Source organism: Paenibacillus sp. alder61 (assembly GCF_020179875.1).
Classification (GTDB): Bacteria; Bacillota; Bacilli; order Paenibacillales; family Paenibacillaceae; genus Fontibacillus; species Fontibacillus faecis.
Map to the genome: position 1 here is coordinate 1 of NZ_JAIUDG010000026.1, position 15060 is coordinate 15060.

Below are 15060 nucleotides of genomic sequence, written 5' to 3' on the forward strand. Positions count from 1 at the left end.
CGCCTGTACCGATGGCTGCGTCGGCGCCTGTACCGATGGCTGCGTCGGCGCCTGTACCGATGGCTGCGTCGGCGCCTGTACCGATGGCTGCGTCGGCGCCTGTACCGATGGCTGCGTCGGCGCCTGTGCGGCGTTCCCCCCGCCGCCACCCGCGATATACGCGAGCACATCCTTGCGCGTGATGCGTCCGCCCAGCCCGGTGCCGGGAACGGACCGAAGGTCTACGCCATGCTCGGCGGCCAAGGTCTGCACGGCCGGCGAGTAGCGATGGCGCTGCGACCCTTCGCCGGGTTCGCCCGGAGCGGCCGCTTGGGCCTGGGCCTCCGACCGCGTTGCTCCGGCAGCTGCCGGGGCCGAAGCCGCCGATTCCGTTTCGATTCGGCAAATCACCGTGCCGACGGAAACTTCCTCGCCTTCCTTCGCCAGAAGCTCGCCCATGATCCCGTCGAGGGTCGACGGAATCTCCGCATTCACCTTATCCGTAATCACTTCGCAAATCGGTTCATATTGTTCAACCCGGTCACCCGGCTGCTTAAGCCACTTGCCGATCGTGGCCGAAACGAGCGATTCCGCGAGCTGAGGCATAACGACATCGGTTAGCTGTTTGTTTGACATATCCGCTCTCACTCCCCTGCTTTAAAAAAGTGCCAATTGCAGCATCGCTTCTTTAACTTTATCTTTGCTCAGCATAAAGAACTTCTCCATCGGCGGGCTGATCGGCATCGCCGGGACGTCGGGCCCGCACAGTCTTTGAATCGGAGCATCCAATTCGAACAGGCACTCCTCCGCAATGATCGCGGTTACCTCCGCGCCAACGCCGCCGGTCTTGTTGTCTTCGTGCACGATCAGCACCTTCCCCGTCTTCCGCGCCGCTTCCACGATCGCTTCGCGGTCCAGCGGCTGAAGGGTACGCAGATCCAGGATGTGCGCGCTGATTCCTGCTTCCGCTTCAAGCTCGGCCGCCGCCTGCATCGCAAAATGGAGCGGAAGGCTGTATCCGATCACCGTGATATCCGTGCCTTCGCGGAGCACGTTCGCTTTGCCGATCGGAACGATGTAGTCGTCCTCAGGCACGTCCTCTTTAATGAGCTTATAGCATTTTTTGTTCTCGAAGAACAAGACGGGGTCCGGGTCCCGAACGGCGGCCTTGAGCAATCCCTTGGCATCGTAAGCAGAATACGGCGCTACGATCTTTAATCCCGGCGTCCCGAAAAAAATCGACTCCGGACATTGGGAATGATACAATCCGCCGAAAATCCCCCCGCCGATCGGAGCCCGCACCACGACCGGACAGTTCCAATCGTTGTTGGAGCGGTAGCGGATTTTGGCCGCTTCGCTGATGATCTGGTTCGTGGCGGGGAGCATGAAATCGGAGTACTGCATCTCCGCGATCGGCTTCATGCCGTACATGGCCGCGCCGATCGCCACTCCGGCGATGGCGGACTCCGCCAACGGCGTATCCAGTACGCGGAGTTCGCCGAATTGCTCCTGAAGACCTTTGGTCGTTGTGAAAACCCCGCCCTTGACCCCGACGTCTTCACCTAACACAAACACATTTTCGTCCCGCTCCATCTCTTCTTTCATGGCGAGACGAATCGCATCGATATATTCCATAACCGGCATGGTTTATTCCTCCCCTTCGCTGGCATACACGTGCAGAAGCGTATCTTCCGGCTTCGGGAACGGCGCCAGTTCGGCAGCTTCTATGGCATCCTTGAGCCGCTGCGAAATTTCCCGGTGCAGCGCCTCATCCTGCTCTTCGCTCCATAAGCCGTGCTGGATAAGATAGGATTTCATCTTGGGAATCCCGTCCTTCTTCCAGTTCTCATCCACTTCCTCTTTGGTCCGGTAAGCCAGATCGTTATCCGAAGTCGAGTGAGGCGACAGCCGGTACATCATCGCTTCGATCAAGGTCGGGCCCTCGCCGCGAACGGCGCGTTCCCGCGCTTCTTTCACGACCCGATACACTTCCAACGCGTCATTGCCGTCGACGCGGACGCCCGGGAAGCCGTAGCCGAGCGCACGATCGGACACTTTGCCGGCAAGCTGTTTCTTGATCGGTACGGAAATGGCATACTGGTTGTTCTCGCACATAAAAATGACCGGCAGCTTCTGAACCCCGGCAAAATTCAATCCTTCGTGAAAATCGCCTTGGTTGCTGGAGCCCTCGCCAAACGTTACAAAAGACACGATGTCCTGCTTCTTCATCTTGGCAGCCAGGGCGAAGCCGACCGCATGCGGAACCTGCGTAGTCACCGGGCTGGAGCCGGTCACGATCCGCAGCCGTTTGCTGCCGAAATGCCCCGGCATTTGACGGCCGCCGCTGTTCGGGTCTTCCGCCTTGGCAAACGCGGAGAGCATCAATTCCTTTAACGTCATGCCGACGGACAGCACGAACCCGTAATCCCGGTAATAAGGCAGGAAATAATCCCGCTCGCGATCCAGCGCGAACGCGGCCGCGACCTGCGCGGTTTCCTGTCCGATCCCGGAGACGTGAAAATTAATTTTGCCCGCCCGCTGCAGCAACAAATTCCGTTCGTCGAATTTCCGCGCGAGCAGCATATATCTGTACATGTCCACCACTTCGGCATCCGACAATCCGAGCTGCTCATGTTGGGGTGCTGTTTTTATGGAACTTTTCGCATTCATGGGAGTTACCTCCTTTTTTTGGACCCGTGTCTTTAGCTCATCTTAAAACCTGGTACTAAGACTTGGGATAACCTTATTATAATCCCTTTCGCCGGAAAAAGAAAATAATAGTTATCACTATAGGGAAAGGGAACGTCCTTCGACAGCCAGCGCGGCTTCCCCGATAATTTCGGAGAGCGAAGGATGGGCGTAAACGGCTTGGCCGATTTCCCACGGCGTCGCGTCAAGAAGCTGGGCCAACGCGGCCTGTGCGATCAATTCCGTCGCATGGGCTCCGATGATTTGTACCCCGAGCAAATCCTCGGTTTCGGCATCGGCGACCATCTTTACAAACCCTTCCGGCTCCCCTTGCACCAAAGCTTTTCCGATCGCGGTAAAAGGGACCTTTGCCGTTTTCACATTCCTTCCCTGACGCTTGGCTTCCGCCTCGGTCCATCCGACGGAGGCCACTTCCGGCCGGGTGTAAACGCAGCGCGGAACCTGTTCGGTTCTATAGCCGTGAGACGGCTCACCCGCCAGGTGGTTTACCGCCACAATCCCTTCATGGCTGGCGGCATGAGCCAGTTGCAGACCGCCGATGCAGTCGCCGATCGCGTAAATATGAGGCTCGGTAGTTTGCATATGTTCGTTGACACGAATAAAGCCCTGGTGTAGTCCGATATCGGTATTTTCCAATCCGATATTTTCCACGTTGGCTTGACGCCCGACCGAGACCAGCAGTTGATCCCCCGTCAATTCAACGACGGTTTCACCGCTTTGCGCCGTAATATGCACGAGGTTCTCCTCCACCCGGTACGTGTCGGTCAGTACCTTGACCCCGGTCAACACCTCGATTCCCCGTCGCTGCAATTGTTTCAGCAGCTCGCGGGCCACCTCTTCGTCTTCGGCCGGCAACAGCTGTTCCGCCGCTTCAACAACCGTCACCTTAACGCCGAAATCATGCAGCAAAGACGCCCATTCCACCCCGATCACGCCGCCGCCGACAATAATCATCGATTCTGGCAGCTTCTCAAGCGCCAAGGCTTCGTCGCTGCTCAGGATATGAACTCCGTCCGGCGTCAATCCCGGCAGCGTCCGTGGACGTGATCCCGTGGCGATAATCAGGTTGGTCGGAACGACCGTCTCCATCTCTCCATCGCTTAGTTCCACCGCCACGGCTCCGCTTTTCGGCGAGAAAATCGAAGGTCCGATAATCCGGCCGGTCCCTTCCAGCACCTTGATTTTATTTTTGCGCATCAAATACTGCACGCCTTTATATAACTGATCGACAATTCCCTGCTTTCGTTCCTGAACTTTCGGAAATACCAGGGAAACGCCGGCCGTTTCAATGCCATAGCTCTCGCTGTTCTTCATTTGCGCATACAATTCCGCACTCCGAAGCAATGCTTTGCTCGGAATACATCCGCGGTGCAGGCAGGTTCCACCGAGCTTGTCCTTTTCGATGATCACGACCTCTTTCCCCAACTGAGCCGCACGAATCGCGGCGATATATCCGCCGGTTCCTCCCCCGAGTACCGCCACATCGCATGTAATCGCCATTTCCACTCCCACCATTCTTCATTGATTAAATTACTTTTATCATTGTACCTTGTTTTTTCGCTATTACAAACAAGCCGCTCACATGGACAGAACGCCGGTAAGATTGTATGATAAATGAAAATGAGCCTTTTTGCGAAAGGAAGTCGCTTACCTCCATGAAACTGATGCTTTCCCGTTTTATAGCCATCGTCATTTTGGTGATTCCCGGTATTGCCGCCATGACCGGCTTTTTGAAAATGAAGGACGCCTTGTTTATATATATGTCCCAACACGGTGACGACACGCTCACCCATGTTTCTTTTGACTGGCTTACCTTTATTGTGGGACTTCTGCTGTTTGTGCTGGGGATCGGTTTTCTGGGCGGATGGATTTATTTTCGCGATCGCAAGCGAAATTATGCCGGTCCCCGTAAAAAAGCCCGTCAAGCCGCTGCTCAACCTTCGCAGAAATAACCGAGGAAACGCCAAAAGATCTTTCTCCTTCACTTGGAAGAGGAAAGATCTTTTATTTTTTGAGCAGCTTCATTCATAAAGCGCATCTTTTAATTTACTGGACATTCTCGGCGTGTTTGCCGATCTCAACCGCACGACGGTTTTACGCAAGCGCTCATTTTCCGCCCGAAGGTCGCTAAGCTCTTGAATGGCTTCGCGTATCCGTTCCCGCTCTTCCTGATCCAAGCCGGGGCGTTCCATAAAACGTTTCAGAAACATCTCGCTCATTTTTTGCTCATTTGATTCCTGCATCCCTTTTTCCTCCTACCCGAGTCCTTCCGCTATTGTATCATTTAATATGGGGATCTACTTGCACCGCAAAAAAATTTATGAATGCAGTAAATTCTATTGCCTAAGCAGGGGAATAATTTAAAGAAACCATCCCCCATGTAGGCTTGAATTTTTTATATTTGCTTATTGTACCCGTATAGCTGACCGCATGCAGCATCAATATCCGTTCCAAATTGCGTCCGTACAGTGACTTTGATTCCCTGTGACTTCAAGATACCTGCAAACTTTTGAACCCGGTCTTTGTCGGATTGATGAAAGCTTTCGGGCGTTACGTCTGTTGAATTGTAGGGGATCAAATTAACGTGATATAAATGTTCCCAAGATCCTCTGTGCTTTAATAAAGCGGCGATGGCTTCGGCATGCTCATTTGAATCGTTTTCTCCTCGAAGTAAAATATATGCAATATATACTTTTCTCCCTGTATTCCGAATATGTTGATCCAACTCGTTTAACACATCATTCAGCGGAAACCGTTTGTTAATGGGCATCAGTTCACTCCGCTGTTCGTCAAACGGAGAGTGAAGCGAAAAGGTTAGGTTAACCTGCGGAAATTCCTTGGCCAGACGATCGATACCCGACAAAATTCCGATGGTGGAGACCGTAATTCTTCGATGCCCCAAGCCAAAGGTTCGTGGATTCGTTAGAATCTTGAGCGCGTTGAAAATATGTGGATTGGCCAGCGCCTCTCCCATGCCCATAAACGATACGCTATCCAAGGCATAACCATTTAAATGAAAATATAACAGTTGATCCGTAATTTCATCAGCGGTTAAATTTCGTTTCAGCCCGATTGTACCTGTAGCGCAGAAGCGGCAGCCGTATCCGCATCCGCACTGACTGGAAATGCAGTATGATTTCCAGCCGCGTTTATAGCTTAGTTGAACCGCTTCAATATGGTCGCCGCCCGCCATCGAAAAAAGCACTTTATTCACTTGTCGGGACGTCTTTTGCATGACAGGCGTTAAGTTTAAAACATGTTCACCAAAGTGCTTAATTAATTCCTTTCTTATCCCCTTGGGCAGTGAAGTCATTCTGTCGTATTCACCGATTCGTTGCTTGAAGATCGCATCCGCAATTTGTTGGAACCGATATGCAGGTTGTTTCAATTCAGTCAGTACGTGTTGCATCATTTCGTATTTCGAAGTTGATGTCATGTTTTTTCTCCTTTTGAGCCGGAGAATAGGCCTTAAGCATCCTTAACGGGTGCTTAAAATCTACATTAACCAACTAAATCTGTACCACGAAGATGTAATAGAGTCGCTACGTGCATCTATCAATAGATGGAAAATGCTCCGGCATCCGTTTAGTAAAATCGTGAACCGTGCCAACGGACAATGAACGGTTCACAGGAACATGTACAACCTCAACCATGTATTTCAACCTCCTAAAGTAGTTAACAATCTTCCTTAAACAATAAAGAGCTACAAGAAAGTTACCTTTCTTGTAGCTCAAATAATAAATACTAAAATCAAACCCATTAAAGGATTAGATATTGTTATGTATTTGAGTGAAGAGAATAAGTAACTTTCTTGCTTAACAAAGAATAAAACAAGTTTTGTTTTATCGTTCGTAATGTAAGCAAGAAATATTACATTATTCTCATCAGCTCCTTCTAAAAATAATTGCCATTATTGTAGCATAACCAATTTCACATTTCCACCTTGCTCTGCTTCCAAGGTCGGCAAAATCGAACCAGCAGAATTGCGTTTCCAAAGCCAGAAATCCCTTGCAGTGTCTTTACTCCTTATCCTTTCACGACACCTTATGCTCAATTCTTAGCTTGTCAGCGACCATCGCGATGAACTCGCTGTTAGTCGGTTTAGACTTGCTGATGTTGATCGTGTAGCCGAACAAATGGCTGATGGAGTCGATATTCCCCCGCGTCCAGGCAACCTCGATCGCATGACGAATCGCGCGTTCCACACGGGATGGAGTGGTTTTGAACTTCTCGGCAATCGCGGGGTACAGCGTTTTGGTGATCGCTCCCAAAATTTCGATATTGTTATAGACCATCGTAATCGCTTCGCGCAAATACTGATATCCCTTAATGTGCGCAGGTACACCGATTTCATGAATGATGGACGTGATATTTGCGTCGAGATTTTTTCCTTTTCCCAAAGGCACCACATTGGACTTCGTAAACGTTGCCGTCGATGTGCTTGAGGTGGTTTGAACTCCAACCAGCTGACGAATACGGTTTGCCAGCACTTCCATATCGAACGGCTTAAGGATATAGTAAGAAGCCCCTAATTGAACGGCCCGCTGGGTTATGTTCTCCTGGCCGAAAGCGGTAAGCATAATGATTTTGGGCTGCGGATTCAGGTTCATGTCGCGCAGACGCTCGAGGACACCCAGTCCGTCCAGGTGCGGCATGATGATATCCAAAATCAGTACGTCCGGCACCTTCGACGCGTTTTCGATCATGTCCAGTACTTCTTCCCCGTTATAAGCGATTCCCGAGACGACCATGTCGTCCTGCCCCGAAATGTATTCCGCGAGCAAATTCGTAAATTCTCGATTATCATCCGCCAACAACACTTCAATTTTCTGCACTGACCTTTGTCCTCCTTAAGTAATTAAAATTAAGTATTTTTATTTTCTTCTCTTCCAGAATAAGGATTCGACATACAAAAGTAAATTCCTTCTGTCGAAAATTATTTTTCTTTATTTTTTTATTCAGTTGAGATATAATAATTCATTTATTTACATATTATCTCTTAATTCATTTTTTTTCGACAATTCCAAACATCCCGCTAAGAAAAAAATCTTAAGGCGAACTAGCCCGCCTTAAGATTTTGTGTAGTCCCTTGCAAGATGCCGGCATCCTGCAGCATCCATTCAATAAAACAACCATAGCCTGAACGCGGGTCGTTAACGAACACATGGGTTACCGCACCGATGAGCTTTCCGTTTTGGATGATGGGGCTCCCGCTCATTCCCTGAACGATACCGCCGGTTTTCTCAATCAGCCGCGGATCGGTAATTCGCAGAACGATGCCTTTGGTCTCCGGTGCGCTTTGTTTGGAAACATGCACGATTTCCACTTTAAACCTCTCCACCTTCTGTCCTTCGACAACGGTCAGAATCTCCGCGGGTCCCTCCTTAATTTCTTCAGAAAAAGCGACCGGGATCGGCTTTTGATACACGCTGTAATCCGGATTTTGATCCATACGGCCGAAAATGCCGAAATGCGTGTTCCGTTCGATATTTCCGAGCGTTCGGCCCTCTTTTATGAAGTGCGCTCTTTTCTCGCCCGGTTCGCCGCTCTCACTCTTGGAAATCGAGGTAACGCTCGATTGCAAAATTTGTCCGCTTCCCACCACGATCGGGGTTTGCGTATTCATATCCGTGATGACATGCCCAAGCGCTCCATACACGCCTTGATTCGGTGCATAGAAAGTTAGTGTTCCGACGCCAGCCGCGGAATCCCGGATATAAAGCCCGAGTCTCCAAGCCTTGTCGTGCCCGTCGTAAGCCGGGTGAAGCTGCGTTGTCATCGTTTTGCCGTTTCGCTGATAAGTGACCTTGAGCGGCTTGCCCGACTCGCCGGCCTGTTCCGCTAACTTGGCGACATCCTTAATATCCTTTAATTCCGTTCGATTCATATGCGTAATCAAATCGCCCACCTGAATGCCGGCGGCCTCACCCGGTGAAATCTTCTTGGTTCCGTCGCTCACCTGATGATGGCCCACCACAAGAATACCGGCGGATTTCACCTTGACGCCGATCGTCTGACCGCCGGGTATCACTTTCAAATCGGGAATCACATTGACTTTCACGGTTTTAAGAGGGAGTTTACCGAATAATTTCATGCGCAGCTTGGCTTCGCCGCTGTTCATGGGAGACAGTTCCAGGGGATTCCCTAAAGACACTTCCATGGATGGCGTGGTTTGACCGTTTAACCTGACAATGTCCGGACGGTCCACACTAATGCTGGCATGTACGGGCAATGCCAAATGCAGTTGTCGTCCTTGTCCCTGGAACAGACGCAGTTCATCCGGCAATTCAGGCAAATGCCCCTCGGCGGCGGAGGTGCCAAGAAAACAAAAAAAGAAGGCAAATAAAAGGCCGAGCAGTCTTTTCCTGAGGTTCGGGTTCAATGGCTGTCACGCTCCCTTTGCTTCTTTCGCTTGACGAAAAAGGTGGTCGCCAATTGCGTACCTATAAGATACCCCGGGCCAGGTCTTTTATTACTGTCAATGATTGACCCGAGCCCTAAAGGGATTGCTTATCGAACCAATTCCGACCGCTGGAGGGAGTCATTGAACTTATCCGAAACGCCAAGCCGTTACTTCTGCTTCTGAGCCTTGGCCAAATTAAGCATTTCCTTGGCGTGATGCTTGGTTTTGTCCGTAATTTCCACGCCTCCGAGCATACGCGCCAACTCCATGACACGTTGTTTATCGGTAAGTTCGTCCACACGTGTCATGGTCCGGCCGTCTTCGACCACCTTTTCGATCAAATACTGCTGATCGGCCATGCACGCCACTTGCGGAAGATGCGTAATGGAGAAAACCTGGCAAGTCTGCGAGAGGCGGTATAACTTCTCGGCGATCGATTGGGCGGCCCGTCCGCTGACACCGGTGTCCACTTCGTCAAAAATTAAAACAGGAACCTCGTCATGGCGGGCAAAAATGCTCTTAAGCGCCAGCATGATCCGCGACAATTCCCCACCGGAAGCAATCTTGCCCAGCGGACGAAGCGGTTCCCCCGGATTCGGCGAAATCAAAAATTCGGCGCTGTCGATGCCCTGCTTCCCGGGCCGCACCTTCTTTCCGTTCCACTCGATTCCACTCCCCACGTCCTCCACCGGGCTTAACTTCACCTGAAAGGAAGTCCGGCCCATTTGCAAATCCTTAAGCTCATGCTCGATTTGCAGCGCCAGCTCATCGGCTTTCTTTCGGCGAACTTCACTCAGCTTCGCTGCCTTCTCCAACAGAGAGGCCAGCAGCTTTTCCCGTTTTGCTTCAAGTTTTTCAAGCAGTTCGTCCTTATTTTCAAGCGTTTCGCTCTCATGACGGATTTTATTGTAATAATCCACAATTCCTTCGATGCTATCTCCGTATTTCCGCCGCATGGAGGAGATCAGGTTCAACCGATCCTCCACCTCCTCCAGCCTAACGGGGTTGAACTCAATATTCTCCCGGTAGGAGCGCAGACCGAAGGACACATCTTCCAGCTGGTAATAAGCCGTTTGGAGTTGTTCAAGCAGCGGAGTAATTCCTTTGCCGTCGTAAGTTGCCGCCTCGGTAAGACGCGAAATCGCTTTGGCGACGGCCTCCAGCCCCTGCTGACCGTAAAGCAATTCGTAAGCTTGGGAAACGGCATCCATCATTTTCTCACTATGGGATAGTCTTACCTTCTCTTCCGTAAGCCATTCATCTTCCCCCGGCTTCAAGGCGGCCGCCGCAATTTCTTCCAGCTGGAACCGGTACAGATCCAACATTTGCAGCGCCTGCTGACTGGTGTTACGCAGCTCGTTCCATTCCTTGTTCACCTTGACGAACGAAGCGTAGGTCTCCTGGTAGTCCTTCTTCACCGGCTCGATCTCCTCGTAACCGTAGGCATCGAGCAGTTCCAAATGACGTTCGGAGCGAAGCAGGGTCTGGTGTTCATGCTGTCCATGCAGATTTATGAGGCTCTCCCCGACTTCGCGGAGCATGGTCAAGTTGACAAGCTGTCCGTTGATTCTGGCCGTACTTTTCCCTTGAGCGCTGATTTCCCGCCGAATAATCAGCGATTCGGCCCGCTCGGCGCTAATGCCGAATCCGGAAAGCAATGACCAAACGCCATGAATTTCGGGGAGATCAAAAGCCGCCTCCATCTCCGCTTTTTCGCAGCCGTAACGGATCAAATCAGCCGAACCCCGGCCTCCGGCGATCAGCCCAAGTGCATCGATAATAATCGATTTACCGGCGCCCGTCTCCCCGGTCAACACATGGAACCCGGGATGAAACGTAATATCCACCGATTCCACAACCGCCAAATTCCGAATCGATAAATGGACTAACAACGTGACAGCAACTCCCTTCGAGAGCAGTTCATAATTTTAAGAAATAAAGCTCATAATTTGATCGATAATGAACAAAGCATACTCCTCGCTGCGGCAAATCATCAGGATCGTATCATCCCCGCAAATCGTCCCGAGCAAATCGGGCCATTCCATGTTGTCGATCAAAACGGCCACGGAATTGGCCGTCCCGGGAAGACATTTCACCACGACCAGATTGCCGGTATGATCGATATGTACAAAACTGTCGACCAAAGCGCGTTGCAGTTTCTGAACGGGATTGTACCGCTGGGCCGTCGGCATGGAGTATTTATACCTCCCGTCATCCGTCGGCACCTTGATCAGCATAAGCTCCTTGATGTCACGGGAAACGGTCGCCTGCGTGACCTGGAACCCCGAGCTCCGAAGCGCATCCACAAGCTCATCCTGGGTTTCGATTTCCCGGTTCGTAATAATTTCTCGTATTTTAATATGTCGTTGACCTTTCATAACGCCCTCCATCTTCCTTAACGGTCTGATTACCCTTACTCCTCATCGTCGGCGATGAGGGTGATCTCTTTCAGCATCCCCTGATCCGCATCCAAATAAATCACGCCGGCGCAATCGGGATAGAGAAGCAAATAAGAAAGCAGTTCCTTACGCAAGCCGCTGCCCGTCCACTCCAGAGGCATTCGTTCCCTGGCGGTTCTCACCAGATAGAATTCCCCGCCTTTGGTCGCGATATAGTCGATAAACAGCCTGCTGTGCAAAATACTCCCGTCCACTTTAAAAGCGAGCGGCACTTTCAGTTTGTCGCTGACCACTTCATATCCGGCGGCTTCAAGTAAATCGACCGCGGGATGTTCCATAATCTCCTCGTTCATGATAAATCCGATTCCGGATCTTAAAGGATAAGGTTTGCGAACCCAGGAGCGGAATCCTCGGTAACCGAAATACAGGCCGATGGCGGCAATCAGCAACATCAGCATCGCGTCTGAGAACCCACCCATCTCCATCACCTCAGTGGTTGTATTCGACGCCGAAGGCCCAGCTCCTGTTCACTTCTTACGAAAAACCCGGGTGAAGTTCGAAATTTAATCAACTCTATTATAGGGAACATTTGTTCCGATTTCAATCCCAGGCAAGCAAAAACCCGTCACGAAGACGGGTTTGCCTGAAACTTACGCGCTGCCTCCGCAATGACCTTGCGGGCGATTTCCTTAATATCTCCGGACTCTTTGACAAGAGCTCCATCCTCTTCCCTTCCTAGTCCAAAATGGGCAAGAAACTCAATATTCCCTTCCCCGCCGGTAATCGGCGAAAAGGTAAGCCCATGCAAGGAAAATCCGAGATCCCGCGCCTCATTCAGCACCGTTTCCAGAACCTCCTGATGTACTTTCGGATCGCGCACCACGCCGGATTTTCCTACTTTCTCCCGCCCGGCCTCGAATTGCGGCTTAATCAGGGCGGCGATATCCGCGGGGCGGGAGAGCAGCTCCAGGAGCGGAGGAAGAATAATTTTCAGCGAGATAAACGACACGTCGATGCTGGCGAAACTCGGACGGGGTCCGTCCAGATCGGCGGGAGTCATATAGCGAAAATTCGTCCGCTCTTTGACGTTGACACGCTCATCGTTACGGAGCGACCAATCGAGCTGATTGTAGCCGACATCGATCGCGTAAACGTAACTGGCTCCGTGCTGCAGTGCGCAATCGGTGAACCCTCCGGTCGAGGATCCGATATCCAGCATGACTCTTCCGTTCAGATCGATGCCGAATTCCTTGAGCGCTTTTTCCAGCTTTAAGCCGCCTCGGCTCACATAAGGGTGTACGGCGCCTTTGACCGTGATGGGAAGACTGCGGGGAACTTTCATTCCCGCCTTCTCGATCCTTTCCGACCCGCTCAAGACAAGTCCGGCCATAATCGCCGCTTTCGCTTTTTCCCTGCTTTCAAAAAAACCCTGCTCCACCAGCAGGACATCAATTCTCTCCTTGGATTCGGACATTCCCATTCTCCTGACGTTCCCGGTGAAAGGAGAAACTCGCGGACGGAACTTCCGCCTGCGAGCTTTCACCGCACTGATTTATTTATTCTTTGGCCAACCGCAGACTTTGACCGGCACGATGTTTATGAACATTCCGGACCACATCCTCCGCGGTTAAGCCAACCTCTTCCAACTGTTCGTTGATGCTGCCGTGCTCGATGAACCGGTCCGGTACCCCCATTAATGAGATGTCCAGGCCGGACAAATCCCGCTGCGCATAAAACTCCAGCACCGCACTGCCCAAACTGCCCGCCTGGGAGGCTTCCTCAAGCACGATCATATGCTGATTCCGCCGGGCGAGTTCCATGAGCATCTCCTCATCCAACGGCTTCAGGAATCTGGCGTTAACCACAGCGGCTTGAACGCCTTCCCGTTTGAGGGTATCCGCGGCCGCCTCGGCAACCTGCACCATCGGGCCAACCGCGATAATAATCGGTCCGTCCCCATCGCGAAGAATTTCCCAGCTTCCGATCGGGAGCGGGACGAGTTCCGCGTCGAGCGGGACCCCCGGTACATTGATGCGCGGATAGCGGAAACCGATCGGGCCGTCATTGTACTCCAGCGCGGTTTTCATCATGTGCCGGAGTTCATTCTCGTCCTTCGGCATCATCAGGACCATATTGGGAATATGACGTAAAAAAGCGATATCAAACACACCTTGGTGCGTCTCGCCGTCAGCGCCCACAAAACCGGCCCGGTCGATGGCAAACATCACATTAGCGTTGTGACGGCAGATATCATGAACGATCTGGTCATACGCCCGTTGCATAAACGTCGAGTATACGGCAAAGACCGGCTTGAGTCCTTCCATCGCCAGCGCCGCGCACATGGTCGCCGCATGCTGTTCGGCGATTCCGACGTCGATCATTCGACCCGGGAACCTTTCCCCGAACTTCACCAAACCCGACCCGCCGGGCATCGCCGGGGTTACGGCGACAATCCGCTCGTCCTGCTCGGCCAGCTCGATCAGCGTCTTTCCGAATACATCGGTATAAGTCGGGTTGCCGACCGCCTTCAGCAGCTGTCCCGATTCAATTTTGTACGGCGTCGAAATCCCGTGCCACTTAAACGAGTCCTCTTCAGCCGGCGTGTAACCTTTGCCCTTCGTAGTCAGGACGTGCACCAGTACCGGACCGCTGACATTGTTGGCTTGCTTGAACGAATCGATCAGCCCCGGCAAGTCGTGCCCATCCACGGGCCCGAGATATTTAAATCCCAGCTCTTCGAACAACACCCCGGACACCATCATGTACTTCAGGCTGTCCTTCAATTTCTCCGCCGTCTTGGCGAGCTTTCCTCCGACCGCGGGAATTCTCTTCAACAGCTGTTCGACCTCGTCCTTGGCCCGCAAGTAATTCCGGTCGGAGCGGATCTTGGTCAAGTAATTGTGCATCGCCCCGACATTGGGAGCGATCGACATCTCGTTGTCGTTCAGAATGACCATAAGATCTTTCTTCTCGTGGCCGATATGGTTCAAAGCCTCGAAGGCCATGCCGCCGGTCAGTGCTCCGTCGCCGATGATGGCGATGACTTTATGGTCCTCTCCCTTTAAATCCCGGGCCAGAGCCATCCCCATCGCCGCGGACAGCGAGGTGCTGCTGTGTCCCGCCTCCCAGACGTCATGCTCGCTTTCGCAGCGTTTGACGAAGCCGCACAGCCCGTCTTTCATCCGAAGCGTATCGAATCGGTCCATACGTCCGGTCAATATTTTATGAACATAGGCTTGATGCCCTACGTCGAAAATAAATTTATCCCGAGGGCTGTTGTAACAGTAGTGCAGGGCGATTGTCAACTCGACCACCCCCAGATTGGGAGCCAAATGGCCGCCCGTAACGGACAGCTTTTCAATTAAGAATTGGCGAATATCGGCCGCTAGCGGAGTCAATTCCTCGATGGAGCATGACTTTAAATCGCCGGGTCCCTTAATCTGTGAAAGCAGCACCTGGATTCCCCGCTTTCCTGAATGGATTTCTTGAAGAATGTAGCATCGTTGTCATTCCAAGATGAACCTGATCCCCGAAACTCGGGGATAATAGCCTTTATTATATCACATCCAT

At 51.8% G+C, this 15060-nt stretch carries 14 protein-coding genes; 1 reads left to right on the forward strand and 13 read right to left on the reverse strand.

What is annotated here, in order from left to right:
- From LBW89_RS22925 to lpdA, 4 genes are all read right to left on the reverse strand, one after another.
- On the reverse strand, positions 1-615 hold a 615-nt coding region (locus tag LBW89_RS22925; RefSeq protein ID WP_225040505.1), incomplete at its 3' end, for a biotin/lipoyl-containing protein.
- Positions 616-636: 21 nt separating this feature from the next.
- Positions 637-1623 carry an alpha-ketoacid dehydrogenase subunit beta gene (locus LBW89_RS22930; RefSeq protein ID WP_148451824.1) on the reverse strand — a complete coding sequence of 329 codons (987 nt, stop codon included), beginning with the start codon at positions 1621-1623 and terminating at the stop codon, positions 637-639.
- Positions 1624-1626: 3 nt separating this feature from the next.
- Entirely contained in the window at positions 1627-2649 is a 1023-nt protein-coding gene (locus LBW89_RS22935) for a thiamine pyrophosphate-dependent dehydrogenase E1 component subunit alpha (protein ID WP_225040507.1), read from the reverse strand.
- A 117-nt stretch (positions 2650-2766) separates the two neighbouring features.
- Positions 2767-4188: a dihydrolipoyl dehydrogenase gene (gene lpdA / locus LBW89_RS22940; RefSeq protein WP_225040508.1), complete on the reverse strand. Its 1422-nt coding sequence runs from the start codon at positions 4186-4188 to the stop codon at positions 2767-2769.
- A gap of 155 nt (positions 4189-4343) precedes the next feature.
- Between lpdA and LBW89_RS22945 the strand changes: the two genes are divergently transcribed.
- Entirely contained in the window at positions 4344-4640 is a 297-nt protein-coding gene (locus LBW89_RS22945; RefSeq protein ID WP_148451821.1) for a DUF2627 domain-containing protein, read from the forward strand.
- Positions 4641-4709: 69 nt separating this feature from the next.
- Here LBW89_RS22945 and LBW89_RS22950 read toward each other — a convergent pair whose 3' ends face one another.
- The 9 genes from LBW89_RS22950 to dxs all read right to left on the reverse strand — a co-directional run bounded on the left by LBW89_RS22950 (position 4710) and on the right by dxs (position 14945).
- Positions 4710-4931 carry a hypothetical protein gene (locus tag LBW89_RS22950; protein WP_225040510.1) on the reverse strand — a complete coding sequence of 74 codons (222 nt, stop codon included), beginning with the start codon at positions 4929-4931 and terminating at the stop codon, positions 4710-4712.
- Positions 4932-5083: 152 nt separating this feature from the next.
- The gene (locus LBW89_RS22955; RefSeq protein ID WP_148451820.1) at positions 5084-6124 is read right to left on the reverse strand and encodes a Cfr family 23S rRNA (adenine(2503)-C(8))-methyltransferase; all 1041 of its coding nucleotides are present in this window, start codon (positions 6122-6124) and stop codon (positions 5084-5086) included.
- A 598-nt stretch (positions 6125-6722) separates the two neighbouring features.
- The gene (gene spo0A / locus LBW89_RS22960; RefSeq protein WP_148451819.1) at positions 6723-7523 is read right to left on the reverse strand and encodes a sporulation transcription factor Spo0A; all 801 of its coding nucleotides are present in this window, start codon (positions 7521-7523) and stop codon (positions 6723-6725) included.
- A 224-nt stretch (positions 7524-7747) separates the two neighbouring features.
- Positions 7748-9070 (reverse strand): SpoIVB peptidase, encoded by a 1323-nt coding sequence (spoIVB, locus tag LBW89_RS22965; protein ID WP_148451818.1) that lies wholly within the window; start codon positions 9068-9070, stop codon positions 7748-7750.
- Between the two features lie 188 nt (positions 9071-9258).
- Complete coding sequence (gene recN / locus LBW89_RS22970; protein WP_225040512.1) at positions 9259-10983, reverse strand: DNA repair protein RecN; 1725 nt, start codon at positions 10981-10983, stop codon at positions 9259-9261.
- A 36-nt stretch (positions 10984-11019) separates the two neighbouring features.
- A complete protein-coding gene (gene ahrC, locus LBW89_RS22975; RefSeq protein WP_148451816.1) occupies positions 11020-11469 on the reverse strand; it encodes a transcriptional regulator AhrC/ArgR in 450 nt (149 codons plus the stop codon).
- Positions 11470-11504: 35 nt separating this feature from the next.
- A complete protein-coding gene (locus LBW89_RS22980) occupies positions 11505-11948 on the reverse strand; it encodes a hypothetical protein (RefSeq protein ID WP_225040514.1) in 444 nt (147 codons plus the stop codon).
- A gap of 167 nt (positions 11949-12115) precedes the next feature.
- Positions 12116-12964: a TlyA family RNA methyltransferase gene (locus LBW89_RS22985; RefSeq protein WP_213504671.1), complete on the reverse strand. Its 849-nt coding sequence runs from the start codon at positions 12962-12964 to the stop codon at positions 12116-12118.
- Positions 12965-13046: 82 nt separating this feature from the next.
- Positions 13047-14945: a 1-deoxy-D-xylulose-5-phosphate synthase gene (gene dxs / locus LBW89_RS22990; RefSeq protein ID WP_225040516.1), complete on the reverse strand. Its 1899-nt coding sequence runs from the start codon at positions 14943-14945 to the stop codon at positions 13047-13049.
- Positions 14946-15060: the final 115 nt, after the last annotated feature.